Origin of the sequence: Rhizobium sp. NLR22b, assembly GCF_019685295.1 — a bacterium.
GTDB lineage: Bacteria > Pseudomonadota > Alphaproteobacteria > Rhizobiales > Rhizobiaceae > Rhizobium.
Window position 1 is genome coordinate 36,351 of sequence record NZ_JABDWM010000019.1, and the last position, 16,274, is coordinate 52,624.

17 protein-coding genes are annotated in these 16,274 nt (G+C 61.0%); 6 read left to right on the forward strand and 11 right to left on the reverse strand.

Annotated features, from left to right (window positions below; all coding sequences use genetic code 11):
- Nucleotides 1-133: 133 nt before the first annotated feature.
- From ilvA to HJC00_RS26155, 3 genes are all read left to right on the forward strand, one after another.
- The gene (gene ilvA, locus HJC00_RS26145) at nucleotides 134-1,384 is read left to right on the forward strand and encodes a threonine ammonia-lyase (protein WP_221164821.1); all 1,251 of its coding nucleotides are present in this window, start codon (nucleotides 134-136) and stop codon (nucleotides 1,382-1,384) included.
- 37 nt (nucleotides 1,385-1,421) lie between these two features.
- The gene (locus HJC00_RS26150; RefSeq protein WP_210628182.1) at nucleotides 1,422-1,748 is read left to right on the forward strand and encodes an HlyU family transcriptional regulator; all 327 of its coding nucleotides are present in this window, start codon (nucleotides 1,422-1,424) and stop codon (nucleotides 1,746-1,748) included.
- Between the two features lie 229 nt (nucleotides 1,749-1,977).
- A complete protein-coding gene (locus tag HJC00_RS26155; protein ID WP_210628181.1) occupies nucleotides 1,978-3,249 on the forward strand; it encodes a diguanylate cyclase in 1,272 nt (423 codons plus the stop codon).
- A 189-nt stretch (nucleotides 3,250-3,438) separates the two neighbouring features.
- Here the strand turns inward: HJC00_RS26155 and HJC00_RS26160 are convergent, their stop codons facing one another.
- A complete protein-coding gene (locus HJC00_RS26160; protein WP_221154907.1) occupies nucleotides 3,439-4,215 on the reverse strand; it encodes an SDR family oxidoreductase in 777 nt (258 codons plus the stop codon).
- A gap of 106 nt (nucleotides 4,216-4,321) precedes the next feature.
- Here HJC00_RS26160 and HJC00_RS26165 point away from each other — a divergent pair, with 106 nt between their 5' ends.
- Nucleotides 4,322-4,897: a TetR/AcrR family transcriptional regulator gene (locus HJC00_RS26165; protein WP_210628179.1), complete on the forward strand. Its 576-nt coding sequence runs from the start codon at nucleotides 4,322-4,324 to the stop codon at nucleotides 4,895-4,897.
- Nucleotides 4,898-4,945: 48 nt separating this feature from the next.
- Here the strand turns inward: HJC00_RS26165 and HJC00_RS26170 are convergent, their stop codons facing one another.
- Nucleotides 4,946-5,560, reverse strand: a complete 615-nt coding sequence (locus tag HJC00_RS26170; RefSeq protein WP_064802027.1) for an FMN-dependent NADH-azoreductase — start codon at nucleotides 5,558-5,560, stop codon at nucleotides 4,946-4,948.
- A gap of 139 nt (nucleotides 5,561-5,699) precedes the next feature.
- Between HJC00_RS26170 and HJC00_RS26175 the strand changes: the two genes are divergently transcribed.
- On the forward strand, nucleotides 5,700-6,668 hold the full coding sequence (locus HJC00_RS26175) for a LysR family transcriptional regulator (protein ID WP_210628178.1): 969 nt from the start codon (nucleotides 5,700-5,702) through the stop codon (nucleotides 6,666-6,668).
- Nucleotides 6,669-6,707: 39 nt separating this feature from the next.
- On the opposite strand, the gene HJC00_RS26180 is transcribed toward HJC00_RS26175, so the two are convergent.
- The 4 genes from HJC00_RS26180 to HJC00_RS26195 form a co-directional block, all read right to left on the reverse strand.
- Entirely contained in the window at nucleotides 6,708-8,696 is a 1,989-nt protein-coding gene (locus tag HJC00_RS26180; protein WP_221146520.1) for a bifunctional 2',3'-cyclic-nucleotide 2'-phosphodiesterase/3'-nucleotidase, read from the reverse strand.
- 287 nt (nucleotides 8,697-8,983) lie between these two features.
- Nucleotides 8,984-9,385 (reverse strand): PilZ domain-containing protein, encoded by a 402-nt coding sequence (locus HJC00_RS26185; protein WP_221122766.1) that lies wholly within the window; start codon nucleotides 9,383-9,385, stop codon nucleotides 8,984-8,986.
- Nucleotides 9,386-9,536: 151 nt separating this feature from the next.
- Nucleotides 9,537-10,448, reverse strand: a complete 912-nt coding sequence (locus HJC00_RS26190; RefSeq protein WP_221122767.1) for a DMT family transporter — start codon at nucleotides 10,446-10,448, stop codon at nucleotides 9,537-9,539.
- Nucleotides 10,449-10,520: 72 nt separating this feature from the next.
- A complete protein-coding gene (locus tag HJC00_RS26195) occupies nucleotides 10,521-10,982 on the reverse strand; it encodes an Lrp/AsnC family transcriptional regulator (protein ID WP_210628174.1) in 462 nt (153 codons plus the stop codon).
- Between the two features lie 156 nt (nucleotides 10,983-11,138).
- Here HJC00_RS26195 and ald point away from each other — a divergent pair, with 156 nt between their 5' ends.
- Nucleotides 11,139-12,257 carry an alanine dehydrogenase gene (gene ald / locus HJC00_RS26200; RefSeq protein ID WP_221146522.1) on the forward strand — a complete coding sequence of 373 codons (1,119 nt, stop codon included), beginning with the start codon at nucleotides 11,139-11,141 and terminating at the stop codon, nucleotides 12,255-12,257.
- Between the two features lie 16 nt (nucleotides 12,258-12,273).
- Here the strand turns inward: ald and HJC00_RS26205 are convergent, their stop codons facing one another.
- The 5 genes from HJC00_RS26205 to HJC00_RS26225 all read right to left on the reverse strand — a co-directional run bounded on the left by HJC00_RS26205 (nucleotide 12,274) and on the right by HJC00_RS26225 (nucleotide 16,117).
- Nucleotides 12,274-12,783, reverse strand: a complete 510-nt coding sequence (locus tag HJC00_RS26205; RefSeq protein WP_210628172.1) for a DUF1203 domain-containing protein — start codon at nucleotides 12,781-12,783, stop codon at nucleotides 12,274-12,276.
- A gap of 101 nt (nucleotides 12,784-12,884) precedes the next feature.
- Entirely contained in the window at nucleotides 12,885-13,445 is a 561-nt protein-coding gene (locus tag HJC00_RS26210; RefSeq protein ID WP_210628171.1) for a GNAT family N-acetyltransferase, read from the reverse strand.
- Between the two features lie 6 nt (nucleotides 13,446-13,451).
- Nucleotides 13,452-14,321 carry a 3-mercaptopyruvate sulfurtransferase gene (gene sseA / locus HJC00_RS26215; RefSeq protein WP_221122768.1) on the reverse strand — a complete coding sequence of 290 codons (870 nt, stop codon included), beginning with the start codon at nucleotides 14,319-14,321 and terminating at the stop codon, nucleotides 13,452-13,454.
- A gap of 15 nt (nucleotides 14,322-14,336) precedes the next feature.
- On the reverse strand, nucleotides 14,337-15,074 hold the full coding sequence (locus HJC00_RS26220; RefSeq protein WP_138396748.1) for an alanyl-tRNA editing protein: 738 nt from the start codon (nucleotides 15,072-15,074) through the stop codon (nucleotides 14,337-14,339).
- A 5-nt stretch (nucleotides 15,075-15,079) separates the two neighbouring features.
- Nucleotides 15,080-16,117, reverse strand: coding sequence for a cysteine synthase A (locus HJC00_RS26225; RefSeq protein ID WP_210628169.1), 1,038 nt, complete (start codon nucleotides 16,115-16,117; stop codon nucleotides 15,080-15,082).
- Between the last annotated feature and the right edge of the window lie 157 nt (nucleotides 16,118-16,274).

Consider the following 16,274-nt stretch of genomic DNA (forward strand, 5'->3'; position numbering starts at 1 on the left):
TCATCTGCCGCCGATTTTGCGATTGGCTTAAGAAAGGCTCTATGGGCTGGGCCGGCCGATCAGTGAACCCTTTCCTTTGGCCGCCGGCCTGTGCCATAGCGGCGGTGACCAATCATGAGAACGGACCACGCCCGTGACGAGACTTGAAGTCGAAAGCGCCGAAGAGGCAATGCGCAGCCTCTTTCCGGCAACGCCGCTGCAGCTCAATGACCATCTCTCGGCCCGCTACGGCGCCGACATATGGCTGAAGCGCGAGGATCTGTCGCCGGTGCGCTCCTACAAGATCCGCGGCGCCTTCAACTTCTTCCGCAAGGCGATCGGGCAGGGGGCGGCCGGCAAGACCTTCGTCTGCGCCTCGGCCGGCAACCACGCCCAGGGCTTTGCCTATGTCTGCCGTCATTTCGGCGTGCCGGGCGTCGTCTTCATGCCGGTGACGACGCCGCAGCAGAAAATCGACAAGACTCGCATGTTCGGCGCTGAATTCATCACCATCCGGCTGTTCGGCGACTTTTTCGACCAGTGCTATCAGGCGGCGCGCGAGCATGTCGAGGCGGTCGGCGGCGTCATGGTGCCGCCCTTCGACCATGCCGATATCATCGAGGGGCAGGCGACGGTCGCTGCCGAGATCATGCAGCAGCTGCCCGAGGGAACGGTGCCTGACATGGTGATTCTGCCGGTCGGCGGCGGCGGACTGGCCGCCGGCATCACCGGTCATCTCGACGGCATCGTGCAGAAATCGGCCTTCGTCTTCGCCGAACCGGCCGGCGCGCCGAGCCTCAGGCGCAGCATTGAGGCAGGCAAGGTGACGACGCTTGCCAAGGTCGACAACTTTGTCGACGGCGCAGCGGTCGCCCGCATCGGCGACCTGAATTTCGCCGCCCTTCGTGATTTCCCGGCAAGCCAAGTGCAACTGATGTCGGAAAACGCCATCTGCGTCACCATCCAGGAGATGCTGAACGTGGAGGGCGTCGTACTGGAGCCGGCCGGCGCCCTGTCGCTGACGGCGGTCGCTGCGATGGACGCCCAGGCAATCCGCGGCAAGAGCATCGTCGCCGTTGTCTCCGGCGGCAATTTCGATTTCGAGCGCCTGCCTGACGTAAAGGAAAGAGCCATGCGTTACGCAGGGCTGAAGAAATACTTCATCCTGCGGCTCGCCCAGCGCCCCGGGGCGCTCAGGGATTTTCTCAATCTGCTCGGCCCCGACGACGATATCGCCCGCTTCGAATATCTGAAAAAATCGGCGCGCAACTTCGGCTCGATCCTGATCGGCATCGAAACCAAGGCGCCTGAGAACTTCGCCCGGCTGATTGCGAATTTCGAAGCTTCCGGCATGGGTTACGAGGATATCACCGAGAACGAGATCCTCGCTAACTTGATCATTTGACTTGGCGATCGCAAGGCCGCCGTGCTAGAGACGCGTCATGGCTTCATTCTTTTCAAATCTCTTTTCGATGTTCTCCGGCGGGGCTAAACCAGCCTCGCAGGCGGCAGGCCCGTCCGGCGAGCCGCAGCTTTACGGCGATTGCACGATTTATGCGGAGCCGCGCAAGGAAGGCAGCCAGTATCGTCTGGCCGGCCGCATCGAAAAGAAGGTCGGCGACGAGGTGCTGGTGCGCAATTTCATCCGTGCCGATATGTTTTCCTCCTCCGACGATGCGATCGAATGCACGGTGCGCAAGGCGCAGCAGATTATCGATCAGCATGGTTCGTCACTCTTCAGCGATGGCGAGAAGATCCGTCAGGTCTGAAACCCGAATCCCGGCCGGGGGAGTTTTCTTGCTTTTCAAGTTCTGGTTCTGATCCCGGTCATGTGATCTTGCACACGCAATCTTAAAGGATTGCGGCGAAAGCTATCGCTTGCAGGATTTGCAGGGCCGCTCTTGTGCTTCAATTTTTCAGACGATCGATCAAGGGATCCGCTGCCGTTATCGCAGCGCCCGCCCGGCCGCGAAGGCGCCTCCCGGACGCCGCGGTGCCGTGATGGAGACTATCAACCTCGCGCTCTTCGTCGTCGAAGCCATTGCCTATTTCGTGCTGATGGTGACGCTTCTGCATTTCCGCCATCGGCTCGGCCTCGGGGTTTTTTTGACGGCGCTCGGCGTCATGCATTTCATGGAGACCTACCTAGCGGCGGTCTTTTACGTCTCGCTGCCGTTCGGCGACGTGTCCCCGGGGTCTTCGGTCTTCTTCTCCGGCAAGCTGATGATGATCCTGATGCTGTATCTGTGGGAGGATGCCGCGACGGTGCGCCAGCCGATCTACGGCTTGTTTCTCGGCAATCTGCTGACCGTCGGCATCGCCTGGGTGCTGCAGTTGCACCAGCCGCTGCAGCTGTCGTCGAACCACACGCCCGATGTCGATTTCCTGAAGGAGATGGGTTGGCTGATGATCTGGGGCACGGCGCTGCTCTACGTCGATTCGCTCGGCATCATTCTGCTCTATGAAAAACTCGGCGATTTCTTCCGCAGGCGTGTCGTTCTGCGTTTCATGATCTCCGGCTTTGTGCTGCTGACTTTCGACCAGGTTGGCTTCTTTGCCGCGCTTCACTATTTCCTCGACGTTCCGGTCGCCGTATTCTGGGGTGGCTGGAAGGCGAAAATGCTCTCCGTCTGCCTCTATGGGGCGATGTTTGCCGTCTATGAATATCGAATCCGCCGCCTTGGCGCCGACGCCGCCGCGCGCTCCATCAGCGACGTCTTTGGTGATCTCACCTTTCGCGAGCGCTATAACGATCTTCTGGAGCGCACCGGCCGCGATATGCTCACCGGCGTTTATGACCGCACGCGCATGGAACTCGAAGCGCCGCTGATGCTGCGGGAGGCCCTGAGGCAGGGGCTGTTTGCCACCGTCCTCATTATCGACGCCGATCACTTCAAGGATGTCAACGACGGTCATGGCCATCTTCAGGGCGACGAGGTGCTGAAGGCGATCGCCGCCCGGCTCGGCACGACACTGCGATCAAGCGACCGCATCTTCCGCTTCGGCGGCGAGGAATTCGTCGCCGTCTGCCCCGGCACAAGCCACGAAGAAGGGCTGCTCCTTGCCGACCGCCTGCGCTGGACGATCGAGACCAGCGTCAAAACACCGGATAACAAGCCGGTGACGGTCAGCATCGGCGTTGCCACAGCTGACGAGGACGGCATCAGCTTTACGACGGTGCTCACCGCCGCCGACGGCAGGCTCTACGCGGCAAAGAAAAGCGGCCGCAACTGCGTCGTCGGCCGCTCCGGTATGATGCAACCGAGTTAGAGCCTTTCCTGATTAGATTGAATCATTCTGTTGATCCAAACGGAGTGGGATGGTCGACCGGCCGGCGCGCGTCGTAGCCAGGCTCTACGGCCAGGCCGGCCGGTCGATCAGTTGGTCCGTTTCGGCCAACAATCCCGCAGATGCGCAGGGAGCGGGGGATGGGCAGGTGTTGCCAACCCCCCACTTCAGTCAGGCGGCGCGGAAGATCTTGGCCCCGGAGGGTGCGCTCGTCATGCCGCCGTCGACGGTGATCTCGATGCCGGTGACATTGGCGGAATCGTCCGATGCCAGATAGAGCGCCGCCTTGGCGATTTCGTCGGCTTCGCTCATGCGGCCGAGCGGGCTCAGGCCGCCCATGCGAGCCTCGAGCGCCGACATCGCATCTTCTGTGGGTGCCATCGGCGACCAGATCGGTGTCTTCGTGCCGCCAGGAGTCACCTGGTTGACACGGATGCCGTGCGGCGCGAGTTCCGACGCCATATTGCGCGTCATCGCGCGCACCGCAGCCTTGGTGGCCGCATAGGCCGACCAGCCGGGAGCGCCGAGCACGGCATGCACCGAGCCGTTGAGAATGACCGAGCCGCTGTCGTTGAGATGCGGCAGGGCCGATTGCACGGTGAAGAACACTGCCGTCAGATTGGTGCTGATGATCCGATTGAACTGCTCCGGCGAGGTGTCACCGAGCGGTGTTGCGCCGCCGATGCCGGCATTGGCGAAGACGATGTCGAACTTGCCGACCTTTGCGGCAGCCTCCGCAAAAGCCTTCTCGGTGGCGGCGGCATCGGTGACATCGACCTTCAGCGCCAGCACGCCGGCCCCAAGCGCCTTTTCGGCGGCGGCAAGCGTTTCCGGGTTGCGGCCGGTGATCACCACCTTGGCACCCTCATCGATGAACACCTTGGCGGTTGCAAGACCGATACCGCTGTTGCCCCCGGTGATGAGGGCGACCTTGTTTCTTAGACGCATGATGCATGCTCCTCTTGGAAATGACAACGATCTGGATTATGATCGTTAGCTACAAGGATTATAATTGTAATCCATGTAAGTCAAGACGTAATACGGGGAGAATCCGATGGGACGTTCGCAACTGGAAAAACAGAAGACGCACGAGAAGATCGTCGAGACCGCTTCGAAGCGGCTGCGCGAGGAGGGGCTTGACGGTATCGGCGTCGCCGACCTGATGAAGGAAGCCGGGCTGACTGTCGGCGGCTTCTACAAGCACTTCGCCTCCCGCGACGATCTCGTCGCCGAGGCAGTCCAGTTCGCCTTCGATTCATGGGGACGCGGGCTTGAGGCCGAAGGAGTGAACCCGGCAGAGATGACCGCGGCGGATATCGCCGATCGTTATGTCAGCGCCTATCATCGCGACAACCCCGGCGATGGCTGCCCTTTTGCCGCACTGACCTCGGATCTGTCCCGCAGCGGCGAGAAGGCGCGGCGCATTGCGACGGAGCGGCTCGAACGCAATTTCGAGGCTTTGGCGAGCAAGGCCACGGGAGCAAATGAAGCGGAAAGACGGCGAAAGGCAATCATGGCTTTCGCGATGATGGCAGGCGGCGTCGGCCTTGCCAGGGTTTCCTCGGATGAGGCTCTTTCGGGCGAAATCCTGGAGACGATCCGGGATTTCGTCGCCGATATCGACAAATGACGAACGGCCGGCAGGTGCCGGCCGTTCGATGGAGGCTTCGAAAGCCGATCATGCGGCGAGTGCGATTTCCTCGACGCGCGACTTGGCGGCGCCGATGGCCTTTTCAGCGGCTTCCGGGCCAAAAGCCAGGCCTTCGACATAGATGGTTTCGATATCGGTGATACCGAGGAAGCCGAGAACCGATTTCAGGTAAGGCACGGCATGGTTCAGGGGAGCAGCCGGTCCCTGCGAATAGACGCCGCCGGAAGCAAGTACCACATAGACCTTCTTACCGGTTACGAGGCCGACCGGGCCGCTTTCCGTATACTTGAAGGTCACGCCGGCGCGGGCGACATTGTCGATCCAGGTCTTCAGCGACGAATAGATGTTGAAGTTGATCAGGCCGGTGCTGATGACGATCGTGTCGGCGGCAAACAGTTCGGCGACCAGTTCGTCGGAGGTCTTGATGGCTGCGATCTCTTCGGCGGTGCGGGCTTCCGCCGGCTTGCGGATCGCGCCGGTGAAGAGGTCGTCGATATGCGGCAGCGGGGTGGCGGCAAGGTCGCGGCGGACGACGACGCTGCCCGGTTTCTGGTTTTTCAGCTTCTCGGCGAGATCGGCGGCGATCGGCGTCGAGAGCGATTCGGCACGCGGGCTGGACGTCAGAAGAAGAATGGACGACATGGATCATTTCCTTTCGAATTGAACGGAACGGCTCGTTGCTGGGAGGTGAGCCGCGGTGTCGAACAGGAAAATAAGTCTGGCCTGCTATCGAAAAAACGGAGATAATGTCGATCGAAACTATCGATGGAATGGATGGAAGATGCTTCCGAACCCGACTCTGGACCAATTGCAGGTGTTTCTGACCGTTGCCGAGACCGGCAGCTTTTCGGCCGCTTCGCGCGCGCTGAATCGCGCACAGTCGGTCGTCAGCTATACGATCGCCAATCTCGAGGCACAGCTCGAGATGCCGCTTTTCGAGCGCTCCGGGGCGCGCCAGCCGAAGCTGACGGAAGCGGGCAAGGCGATGCTGGAGGATGCGCGACGAATTCTCGGCGACCTGCAGGTCATGCGGGCGCGCGTCAAGAGCCTGAAGGAAGGACTCGAAGCGGAGGTATCCGTGGCCATCAGCGTCATGGTGCCGTCGAAGGCTGTGGTGGATGTCCTCCACGAATTCCGTGAGATGTTCCCGTCCGTTTCCATGAACCTCAACGTCGGCGAACTCGGAATGGTCATGGATCTCGTTCTGAGCGGCAAGGCGACGATCGGAATTGGCGGAGCAGTCCTGAAGCAGGACGATTCGGTCGTCACGGAGCGGATCGGTCACTCCTTCATGATGCCCGTCGCCGCGCGCAACCACCCGCTGGCCGAACTCGATCGGCCGCTGACCCTCGGTGATGTCCGCGAGGAGGTGCAACTCGTCGTCACCGATGCGTCGGGTCGGACGAAGGGGCGCGATTTCAACGTCCTGTCCTACAAGACATGGCGCGTCAGCGATATCGCCACGAAGCATCAGCTCATCAAGAGCGGCCTCGGCTGGGGCGGCCTTCCAGCGTCCCTGATCCATGACGATCTCCTGAGCGGCACGCTCGTCCATCTCGATCTGGATGCTTATGAGCAGGGGGAGTACGCCATCTATTCGATGCGCCGGCTCGCCAATCCGCCGGGGCCGGCGGCCACCTGGATGATCGATGCCTTCCGCTCGCGGCTTACGCGTTGCCCGAGCCAGGCGGACTTGCACGCCCGGATTGCCGAATTGCGGGAACCTGTCGTGCCGCTCGCGGCCGAATGAGGCAGGCGCGGTTCCCGCGCCTTCCTCCAGATTCTGCCCTTAGAGAACCAGCCGGAACTTCGAGAAGCCGTCGGCACCGTCGCCGGCATCCTCGATCTTGACGCTCTTGACCGCGGCTAGGAACTGTTTTGCCTTGGGACCGCTTTCGAAGGTGACGGTCGTTCCCGGTAGCGGCTTGAAGGTCCAGTTCGCATCGGCCGACGGATTGATCGTACCCTGGTCGTGGACATAGCGGACGATGACGTCGCGATTGGTATCAGGTGCCTGGAAGATCACCTTGTCCGCTGCAATCTCGGGGAAACTGCCGCCGCCGCCGGCGCGGTAATTGTTGGTGACGACGACGAACTTCTGAGCCGGATCGATCGGCTTGCCATCGAAGGCGAGATTCTGGATGCGATTGGAGTCCGGATTGATCGTCTTGCCGGATGAATCATACTTCGGCGGCTGCGACAGGTCGATCTGGTAGGTGACCCCGTCGATGACGTCGAAATTATAGGACGGGAAGTCGTTGTTGAGCAGAGCCGCATCCTTCGAGCCGGCTTCGATGTGATTGAACATGCCGGCAGACATTTCGAGCCAGTTCTTCACCTGCGCGCCGGTGATGGCGACAGCCTGCACCGTGTTCGGATAGAGGTAGAGGTCGGCGACGTTCTTGATGGCGATATCGCCGGCCGGAACGTCGGTATAATAATCCGCGCCGCCTCGACCGCCGGCCTTGAAGGGAGCCGCGGCCGAAAGCACCGGCAGATCCTTGAATTCAGTGTCGGCGAGCATCTGCTTGATGTACCAGGTCTGGGCCTGGCTGACGACCTGCACGGAAGGATCGTCGGCGACGAGCGCGAAATAGGAATAGAGCGGCGCGGAGGTCTTGCCGACGGGCGTGCGGACGTAGGCGAGCGTCGCCGCATGCTCTGATTTGGCCGCCTCGACCACCTCTTTCTTGTCGGCGTAATCGGCGACGACTTTCTTCTTGTCGTCGCGATGATAGATCGGCCGTGCTTCCGAGGTGAAATCGACGATCTTCCAGCTGTTGCCGTCCTTTTCGAGCAGCAGGTCGATAAGGCCGAGATGCGAGCCCCAGAAGCCTGCCATCACGGCGGGCTTGCCATGCAGTGTGCCCTTGACCGGGTCGGCATTGGCGACGCCGTCCCAGCTCTTCGGGCCGGGGAAGACGAGATGCTGGTGACCGGTGAAGATCGCGTCGATCCCGTCGACGGCGGCCAGATGCAGTGAGGCGTTTTCCATCTTTTCGGACGGCGCGCTGCCGTCGATGCCGGAATGGGAAAGCGCGATGACGATATCGGCGCCGGCTTCCTTCATCGCGGGGACCCAGGCCTTGGCGGCCTCGACGATGTCGCGCGTCTGCGCCTTGCCTTCAAGGTTCTTGATGTCCCAGAGCATGATCTGCGGCGGTACGAAACCGATGAAGCCGATCTTGACCGGGCTTTCCTTGCCGGCACCGTCCTTGATCTGCTTTTCCACGATGACGTAAGGCTTGAAGAAGAGGTCGTCCCGCTTGGGGTCCGAGGCGAGCTGGCCTTTGGTCAGGTTGGCGCAGACGAAGGGGAAGTTGGCGCCCGACAGCACCTTGAACATGAAGTCGAGGCCGTAGTTGAACTCGTGATTCCCGAGCGTGCCGACGGTATAGCCGAGCGTGTTCATCGCCTTGATCACGGGATGGACGTCGCCGTCCTTCATGCCGTGCTGATAGGCCATGTAGTCGCCCATCGGATTGCCCTGCAGCACATCGCCATTGTCGATCAGCAGCGAGTTGACGGCTTCCGCACGGATATTGTCGATGATCGTCCCGGTGCGCGCCAGACCCATCGTGTCGTTCGGCTTGTCGGCATAATAGTCATAGGGGAAGACGTTGACGTGAATGTCCGTCGTTTCCATCAGCCGGAGATGCGCCTGGTTGGCGCTGGCACGCGCACTGAATGGGTGCAGCAGCACCAGGGCGGAGGTGGCGGCAAGGCCGCCAAGCAGGGAACGGCGGCTCATCAGGCCGACATCGAAAATGGAAGACATGGAAGCTCTCCTTTAAAGATCATGCATCGTCCGGCCCCTCAGCATTAGGACGATTTGGCGAGGAGTACACTGCGAAAATGACAGGACGGAAACAATCCGTGGCAAAGGCGAAATGGTTTTAAAACGCAACCTATAGCGAGATCTTCCGACTGAAGCCCTCGGGCGCGGCGCGAGCAGCGTCGTCACTGCAAAGGGTCAAAGATTTCGGGCGCACCGCGGCCGGTGTGGTCGACAAATCGCAGGTGACTTACGGCGGCGATGTGCCTCGGCGCAAAGACGGTGCGGCCTTACGATTTCAGCGTCGACGTCGCCAAATGAGGTGGGCGGTCGCCGCTGGTCGCGGCTCTAAGCTGACGAACCGCCAGCACCGGCCGTATTTCCTTATGGAAAAAGCGGAAATAGGAAGAGACCTGTGCCCGCGAATTCGAATTCACATCGAACTGCACGCCGATGCGGCCATTGTGCTTCCAGCGGATGATGCCTTCGAGCAGTCCGATATTTTCGGCTTCGATGCGCACCTTGCTGCCGGAAGCGGCATGGAGTGGCGTCTTCGTCTCCAGGGCGGCGCCGGTCACCGACAGGTTGAGAATGCGGACATCCACTTCGCTGTTCAGATATTTGACGCTGCCGAAGACACGGCAGTTTTGCCGGTCCGCCTTTCGCGCGGTGATTTTCAAGTTTCGGGTCATGCTGTCTCCCTCGGATACAGTCGGAGAGCATAGCGCCCGAAAATTGAAATGGTTTTAGTGGCTTGGCTAAAATTGCAATGAAACGGTTGGCGTTATTGCAGGTCGCCAAGATGCGTGCAGCGATTCTGGAAAGCCAATGGTGTAAGACCCGCTAGCGCAGGTCGCCTGACTCCAATGCGACGCCGCGGGCGGTGGCCGTTCTGCGCGCCACCACATGTTCGCGCCAGACCGTGAAGATGCCGGCTCCAACCACGATTGCCGAGCCGACGATCGTGTTGAGACTGAGCGTCTCGCCATAGATCGTCACGCCGATGATCGAAGCGTAGACGAGGGACAGATAGGTCAGCGGCTGAACGGCGGCGGCATCGAGACTATCGTAGGCGCGGATCAGGAAATAATGGCTTGAAATGCTGGTCATACAGACCAGCGCCATCCAGCCCCAGTCGCCCGATGACATCCAGCTCCAGTAGAACGGCCCGATCAGCGTCATCGCGACGGCGCCGACGACACCGGTATAGAAAAAGCTGGTCGTCGAAGAATCGTCGCGGCTGACGAGGCGTGTGGCGATGACGTAGAAGGCGAAATTGAAACAGGAGGCGACGGCGAGAAGCAGCTTCACGTCGAAAAAATCGCCTTCCGGTTTCAGGATCAGCAGCACTCCAAAAAGCCCGGCGCCGATTGCCGCCCATCGCCGCCATCCGACTCGCTCGCCGAGGATCGGCATTGCCAGCAGTGCGATGAGGATCGGCGTCGCCGAAAAGATCGCCTGTGAACGGGCAAGGCCGATCACGGCAAAACAGGTGATGGCCAGAACCACCTGGACCGCGAGCAGCACACCGCGCGCCACCTGCAGGACGGGGCGTTTGGTACGGGCCGTCGCCTTGAGACCGCCGCGCATCTTCGAAGCGAGAATGACTGTGAAAAGCCCGAAGGCCCAGTAGCGGATCATCGTCACGAAGATCGGGGGATAGGTGGAAGCCAGGTGTTTGGAGATGGCGTCCTGCAGCGAAAAGATGGTCAGCGCCAGCAGGGCGAAAATGTAACCGTGTGTCTTCGATTTCATGACAGGCCAATAAGCGGGAGACGCCCGCGCGTGGCGAAAGTCTGGTCAGGCATTCGGGAAATAAGCAAGGCCTCAAAACCCTACATTCGGCCTGTCGATGATTTCTCTGAGCGCGAAACTCGAATTGATCTTGACTACATGGGGGAGGGCCGACAGCCAGTCGCGATGGATACGCTCATAGTCTTCGAGGTCGCGGGCAGCGACCCTGAGGATGTAGTCATATTCGCCCGACATCAGGTAGCAGACGAGCACGTTGGGACAGAGCTTCACCGCCGACTCGAACTCCGCCAACGTCTTGGCGAACTGGCCTGAGAGTGAAATATGCACGATGGCGATCATCTTGTAGTCGAGCGCCTTGTGCGAAAGCCGCGCATGGTAGCCGTCAATGACGCCGCTTCTTTCAAGAATGTCGAGCCGGCGCGAACAGGCCGAGGGGGAAAGTCCGATCCGCTCGGCGAGCTCGGCATTGGTGATGCGGGCATTGGCCTGCAAAACCTTCAGAATCGCAAGATCGATGGTGTCAAGGTTGACCATTCGAAGAACCTTCGAAAATAAGAGTTAGTGACGCAATAATCACCGAAAAATCGCATCTGCGCAAACCGTCTTTGCAAGGACATTTCGCAGCCTTGATGGTTGGATCGGTCGCAGAGGAGATCCGCGACCGCGGAGACAGAAGGAGAGGAACGCGAAATGCGTGTCGGTTGCCCGAAGGAAATCAAGAATCATGAATATCGCGTCGGCCTGACGCCTGCTTCGGTGCGCGAATATGTGGCTCATGGCCACGAGGTCTGGGTGGAAACCAAGGCGGGTGCCGGCATCGGTGCAGATGATGCCGCCTATGCCGCGGCCGGCGCGAAGATTGCCGCCTCCGCCAAGGATATTTTCGAAAAGTGCGACATGATCGTCAAAGTCAAGGAGCCGCAGCCCTCGGAATGGGAGCAGCTTCGCGATGGTCAGTTGCTCTACACCTATCTGCATCTGGCGCCCGATCCCGATCAGACCAAAGGTCTTCTCGCCTCCGGCGTCACCGCCATCGCCTATGAGACGGTGACCGACGAGCGCGGCGGCCTGCCGCTGCTGGCGCCGATGTCCGAAGTCGCCGGGCGCCTGTCTATCCAGGCGGGAGCGACAGCCTTGCAGAAGGCCAATGGCGGTCTCGGTGTCCTGCTCGGCGGCGTGCCCGGCGTGCTGCCGGCCAAGGTCGCAGTCATCGGCGGCGGCGTAGTCGGCCTGCATGCCGCCAGAATGGCCGCCGGACTCGGCGCCGATGTCAGCATCCTCGATAAATCCCTGCCGCGCCTGCGTCAGCTCGATGACATTTTCGCCGGCCGTGTCCACACCCGTTATTCCAGCATTCAGGCGCTCGAGGAGGAGGTCTTCTCGGCCGATCTCATCATCGGCGCTGTGCTGATCCCGGGTGCTGCCGCTCCGAAGCTCGTTACCCGTGAGATGCTGTCCGGCATGAAGAAGGGCGCCGTCATTGTCGACGTCGCCATCGACCAGGGCGGCTGCTTCGAAACCTCGCATGCGACGACGCATTCCGATCCGACTTATGAGGTCGAGGGCGTGGTGCATTATTGCGTCGCCAACATGCCCGGCGCAGTACCGGTCACGTCGGCGCATGCGCTGAACAACGCCACGCTGGTCCACGGGCTTGCGCTTGCCGACCGCGGCCTGCGCGCCATCACCGAAGATAAGCACCTGAGGAACGGCCTCAACGTGCACAAGGGCCGCATCACCAACAAGCCGGTCGCGGAGGCGCTCGGTTACGAAGCCTTCGCGCCGGAAGGCGTGCTCAACGTCGCGTAAGCTGTCTGGCCCAAGGTCACGTAAAGGCGCCGGTCTCTATCAGGGCCGGCGCCTTTACCTTGTCGATCCGACACTGGAAGCAATTGTTTCGTGCCGAACGCACATGGACATAGGCTATGTCGGCTCGTGCCAGCAGTGTCTCGGCATAGGCCGGAATTTGGTCGAAATCGGTCACCGCGCCGGTGCCGTAGACGATGCGATCATTCGTACTGTAGCCGCGGACGATGAAATTGGGGCTCATCGTCAGCATCGGCGGTTGGACCTCCTCGGCGGCGTAGCGTCGGCAGACTTGTTTATGCAGGAAGACCGGCCCGGTTTCGGCATAGGGCTGCAGCGCCGGAAAGGGCCGGTAGGCGAAAACCAGCAGTTCCTCGCCTTCTTCGATATTCTGCAGGCAATGGCGGCAGGGGTTGCCGTCACCGTCTGATATCATCGTCTCGGGCAGGTTGTCATAGGCATCACGGCCACCGTTCCAGAGGGCATCGGCATCGGCGGTCGGCATAGCGGCAAAACGAATGACGGTCATGACAAATCTCCTTTGTGATTGCCATGAAATTGCACCTGGACGAGCGTGCAAACCACCCGTTTCTTGCACGCAGACAGCCCTTGGACGAGCAAATCAAACCTTCAGCTTTTCCGCGCAAGCTCCAGCAGTTCCTTGTCACTCAGCGGCCGCACAATGCCGGTGCCTGTGGACACAGGGGAGAAGCCGTACATCTGATAGAGCTGCAGTGCGCGCGGATGGTCGAGATTATTGGTGGTCGTGGTGACGCGCTTCGGATCGAGCGCCCAGATCGCATAGAGCGCCTGCAGCAGAAACCATTTGCCGATGCCAAGCCCGAGCGCATGTTCGATCAGGCCGAAATGGCTAAGTTCGATCGTCTCCTCGTCCTCGCAGAAATACTCGTAGAATCCAGCCGGCGCGCCATTCACGTAGAGGACGCTGATATTGTTGCGCTTGTCGTTCAGCGTTTCGGTGAGTTGCTCATCGCTCATGCGCAGCCGGTCCACCCATTGCCAGCGCGCCCCCACCTGTCGGTAGAGATAGCGGTAGAAGGGCAGTGGTATGCCTGGCGCACGCATGATCGCCGTCTGGATATTGACGGGCACCGGCATGCTGGCCTTCGGCGCCGCTGTCATTTCAAGACGGGTGATATGAGCTTTGAGCGAAGCGGGCGTCTTTCCCATGGCGGTTCAGGCTTTGACCGGCGTCGGTGGACCGGTGACAACAGGGGTATCGTCACGGCTGCCCCATTCGCTCCATGAACCATCATAAAGCTTGTTGTCGTGATGGCCGAGGGATTCCAGCGCCAGCGTGATGATCGCGGCCGTTATTCCCGAGCCGCAGGAGGTGACGACCGGCTTAGAGAGATCAATCCCGGCCTTTTCGATCGTCTGCCTGAGTTCGGGTAGCGACTTGAACCGACCCTGGTTGGCGAAGACACCGGAGGGCAGGCTTCGGGCGCCGGGCATATGGCCGGAGCGCATGCCGGCACGCGGCTCGGGTTCGGTAGCGGCGAAGCGGCCGGCGCTACGGGCGTCGGCGATCTGCATCGCACCGCTCGAGACGATGTCACGCATGGTATCCAGCGTCACGACGCGGCTCTCGTCGAAGTCAGGCGTAAACGTCGTCGGGGCATAGCTGGGGGCCGCTGTTTCGAGCGGACGGCCCTCGGCCTTCCAGCCGTCGAGACCGCCGTCGAGGACGAAGACGTTCTTGGTGCCCATCACCCGGAACAGCCACCAGACGCGGGGCGAGGCAAACACGCCGATACCGTCATAGACGACGATGCGATGATTCTCGCTGATGCCGAGCTTGCCGACTTCGGCGGCGAAGTAATCGGGCGAGGGGATGGTGTGGGGCAAAGACGTCGAGTGGTCGGCGATCTTGTCCTGATCGAAGCGGATGGCCCCGGGAATATGGCCGGCCGCATATTCGGCATCGGCGTCGCGCTTCTGCGCCGGCAGGTAGAAGGAGGCGTCCAGCACGCGCAGATCCGGCTTGCCGAGCTCGGCCTGCAGCCAGTCGGCCGAGACGACGAAACGGCTCTTGCTCTCAGTCATTATGGTCTCCCCTTGTCAGGCTTCTTCGCCGGGCGTGCCGAATCGGATTCGGAAGCGGCGGTTCTCCTTGCCCTTCTTTTCGATCTTGGCGATATGGATCTGACCGACTTCCTGCGTCTCCGAGACATGTGTGCCGCCGCAGGGCTGGCTGTCAATCGAGGAGTTCTCGCCGATACAGACCAGACTGACCCGGCCGAGCCCCATCGGCGGGCGCACGTTCTTTGATTTGACGATGTCTGGGTTGGCCGCAAGCTCGTCGTCGGTAATCCATTGCAAGTAGACCGGATGGTTCTGGCCGACGAGTTCCATCAGCTTGGCCGTGACCTCGTCCTTGTCGATCGTCTCGCTCATGTCGAAGTCGACGCGGCTTTCTTCCTCGCCGACCGCGGCCCCGGTGATCGGATAGGAGCAGATGACCGACAGCAGGTGGCAGGCCGTGTGCATGCGCATCAGCCGGTAGCGGCGCGGCCAGTCGACATGCAGCACCAGCGTCTCGCCAACCTCCGGCCGCGGCTCGTTCTCGAGCGGCACGTGGATGATGACGTCCTTGCCGGCGCCGTGTTTCGTCTGGCCGAGTGCGATCTTGGTGCCGTCGGCGCGTTCAAGCTGGCCAGTGTCACCGGGCTGGCCACCCGAAGTGGCATAAAAGCAGGTCTGGTTGAGCTCGATGCCCCCGTCGTCGTGAACGGCGGTGACGACCGCCTCGCATGTCGAGAGATAGAAGTCGTCACGATAGAGGGCATTGACGGGCATCGGTCTCACACGGGTTCGTAGGGAACGTGTATGTCGGAAGACCGAGCCATCCAGCCCGGAACGGGCAGTCCTTTCGACCTCAGGAAATCCGGATTGAAAAGCTTCGACTGGTAGCGGTTGCCGTAGTCGCAGAGGATTGTCACCACCGTGTGACCGGGGCCGAGGTCCCGGGCGAGATTGACGGCGCCGGCAACATTGATCGCCGTCGAGCCGCCGAGGCACAGGCCCTCGTTTTCGACGAGATCGAAAAGATAGGGAAGTGCTTCGGCATCGGAGACCCGATAGGAAAAGTCCGGCATGAAGCCCTCGAGATTGGCGGTGATGCGGCCCTGGCCGATGCCCTCGGTGATCGATGAACCTTCGGATTTCAGCGTGCCGTTCTTGTAGAATTCGTAGAGAGCGGCGCCATCGGGATCGGCGATGCCGATCTTGACGTCGGCCTTGAAGGCCTTGAGGCCGGCAGCGACACCTGCCAGCGTGCCGCCGGAACCGACGGAGCAGATAAAGCCGTCGATTTTGCCGTCGGTATCCTTCCAGATTTCCGGCGCGGTCGTTTCGACATGCGCCTGCCGGTTGGCGACGTTGTCGAACTGGTTCGCCCAGATCGCGCCGTTCGGTTCGCTCTTTGCCATTTGCTCGGCAAGGCGCCCGGACACTCTCACGTAGTTGTTCGGGTTCTTGTAGGGAACGGCCGGCACTTCGACGAGTTCGGCGCCGAGCAGCTTCAGCGCGTCCTTCTTTTCCTGGCTCTGCGTTTCCGGGATGACGATGACGGTGCGGTAGCCGAGCGCCTTGGCGACCAGCGTCAGCCCGATGCCGGTATTGCCGGCCGTGCCTTCGACGATGACGCCGCCGGGCCGAAGCAGCCCCTTCCGCTCCGCATCGCGGATAATGTAGAGCGCGGCACGGTCCTTCACCGACTGGCCGGGGTTCAGGAACTCCGCCTTGCCGAGAATGGTGCAGCCGGTTGCCGCGGAGGCACCCTTGAGTTTGATCAGCGGCGTGCTGCCGATGGCTTCGAGGACGGAGGGATGGAAGGTCATGGAATCTGCCTCTTTCGAACTCTTACTTTAGGAACGGTCTTTTCCCTTCACAAGGCTGTGTTGGCAAGAAATGCTATTCCATGCCCCTGACGGCCACGATAAAATTTAGCTTTCTTGCCCGAAATGGCCCGCGAGCGCGATCCCACCGTGTCGCGGT

Excerpts from the sequence above, each read along its gene's own strand:
- HJC00_RS26170 (WP_064802027.1), bottom strand. The coding sequence starts at position 5,560 with ATGTCGTCCATTCTTCTTCTGACGTCCAGCCCGCGTGCCGAATCGCTC.
- HJC00_RS26185 (WP_221122766.1), bottom strand. The coding sequence starts at position 9,385 with ATGACCCGAAACTTGAAAATCACCGCGCGAAAGGCGGACCGGCAAAAC.
- HJC00_RS26225 (WP_210628169.1), bottom strand. The coding sequence starts at position 16,117 with ATGACCTTCCATCCCTCCGTCCTCGAAGCCATCGGCAGCACGCCGCTG.
- HJC00_RS26160 (WP_221154907.1), bottom strand. The coding sequence starts at position 4,215 with ATGCGTCTAAGAAACAAGGTCGCCCTCATCACCGGGGGCAACAGCGGT.
- HJC00_RS26175 (WP_210628178.1), top strand. The coding sequence starts at position 5,700 with ATGCTTCCGAACCCGACTCTGGACCAATTGCAGGTGTTTCTGACCGTT.
- HJC00_RS26220 (WP_138396748.1), bottom strand. The coding sequence starts at position 15,074 with ATGCCCGTCAATGCCCTCTATCGTGACGACTTCTATCTCTCGACATGC.
- HJC00_RS26150 (WP_210628182.1), top strand. The coding sequence starts at position 1,422 with ATGGCTTCATTCTTTTCAAATCTCTTTTCGATGTTCTCCGGCGGGGCT.
- ald (WP_221146522.1), top strand. The coding sequence starts at position 11,139 with ATGCGTGTCGGTTGCCCGAAGGAAATCAAGAATCATGAATATCGCGTC.
- HJC00_RS26205 (WP_210628172.1), bottom strand. The coding sequence starts at position 12,783 with ATGACCGTCATTCGTTTTGCCGCTATGCCGACCGCCGATGCCGATGCC.
- HJC00_RS26210 (WP_210628171.1), bottom strand. The coding sequence starts at position 13,445 with ATGGGAAAGACGCCCGCTTCGCTCAAAGCTCATATCACCCGTCTTGAA.
- HJC00_RS26190 (WP_221122767.1), bottom strand. The coding sequence starts at position 10,448 with ATGAAATCGAAGACACACGGTTACATTTTCGCCCTGCTGGCGCTGACC.
- sseA (WP_221122768.1), bottom strand. The coding sequence starts at position 14,321 with ATGACTGAGAGCAAGAGCCGTTTCGTCGTCTCGGCCGACTGGCTGCAG.
- HJC00_RS26180 (WP_221146520.1), bottom strand. The coding sequence starts at position 8,696 with ATGTCTTCCATTTTCGATGTCGGCCTGATGAGCCGCCGTTCCCTGCTT.
- HJC00_RS26165 (WP_210628179.1), top strand. The coding sequence starts at position 4,322 with ATGGGACGTTCGCAACTGGAAAAACAGAAGACGCACGAGAAGATCGTC.
- HJC00_RS26195 (WP_210628174.1), bottom strand. The coding sequence starts at position 10,982 with ATGGTCAACCTTGACACCATCGATCTTGCGATTCTGAAGGTTTTGCAG.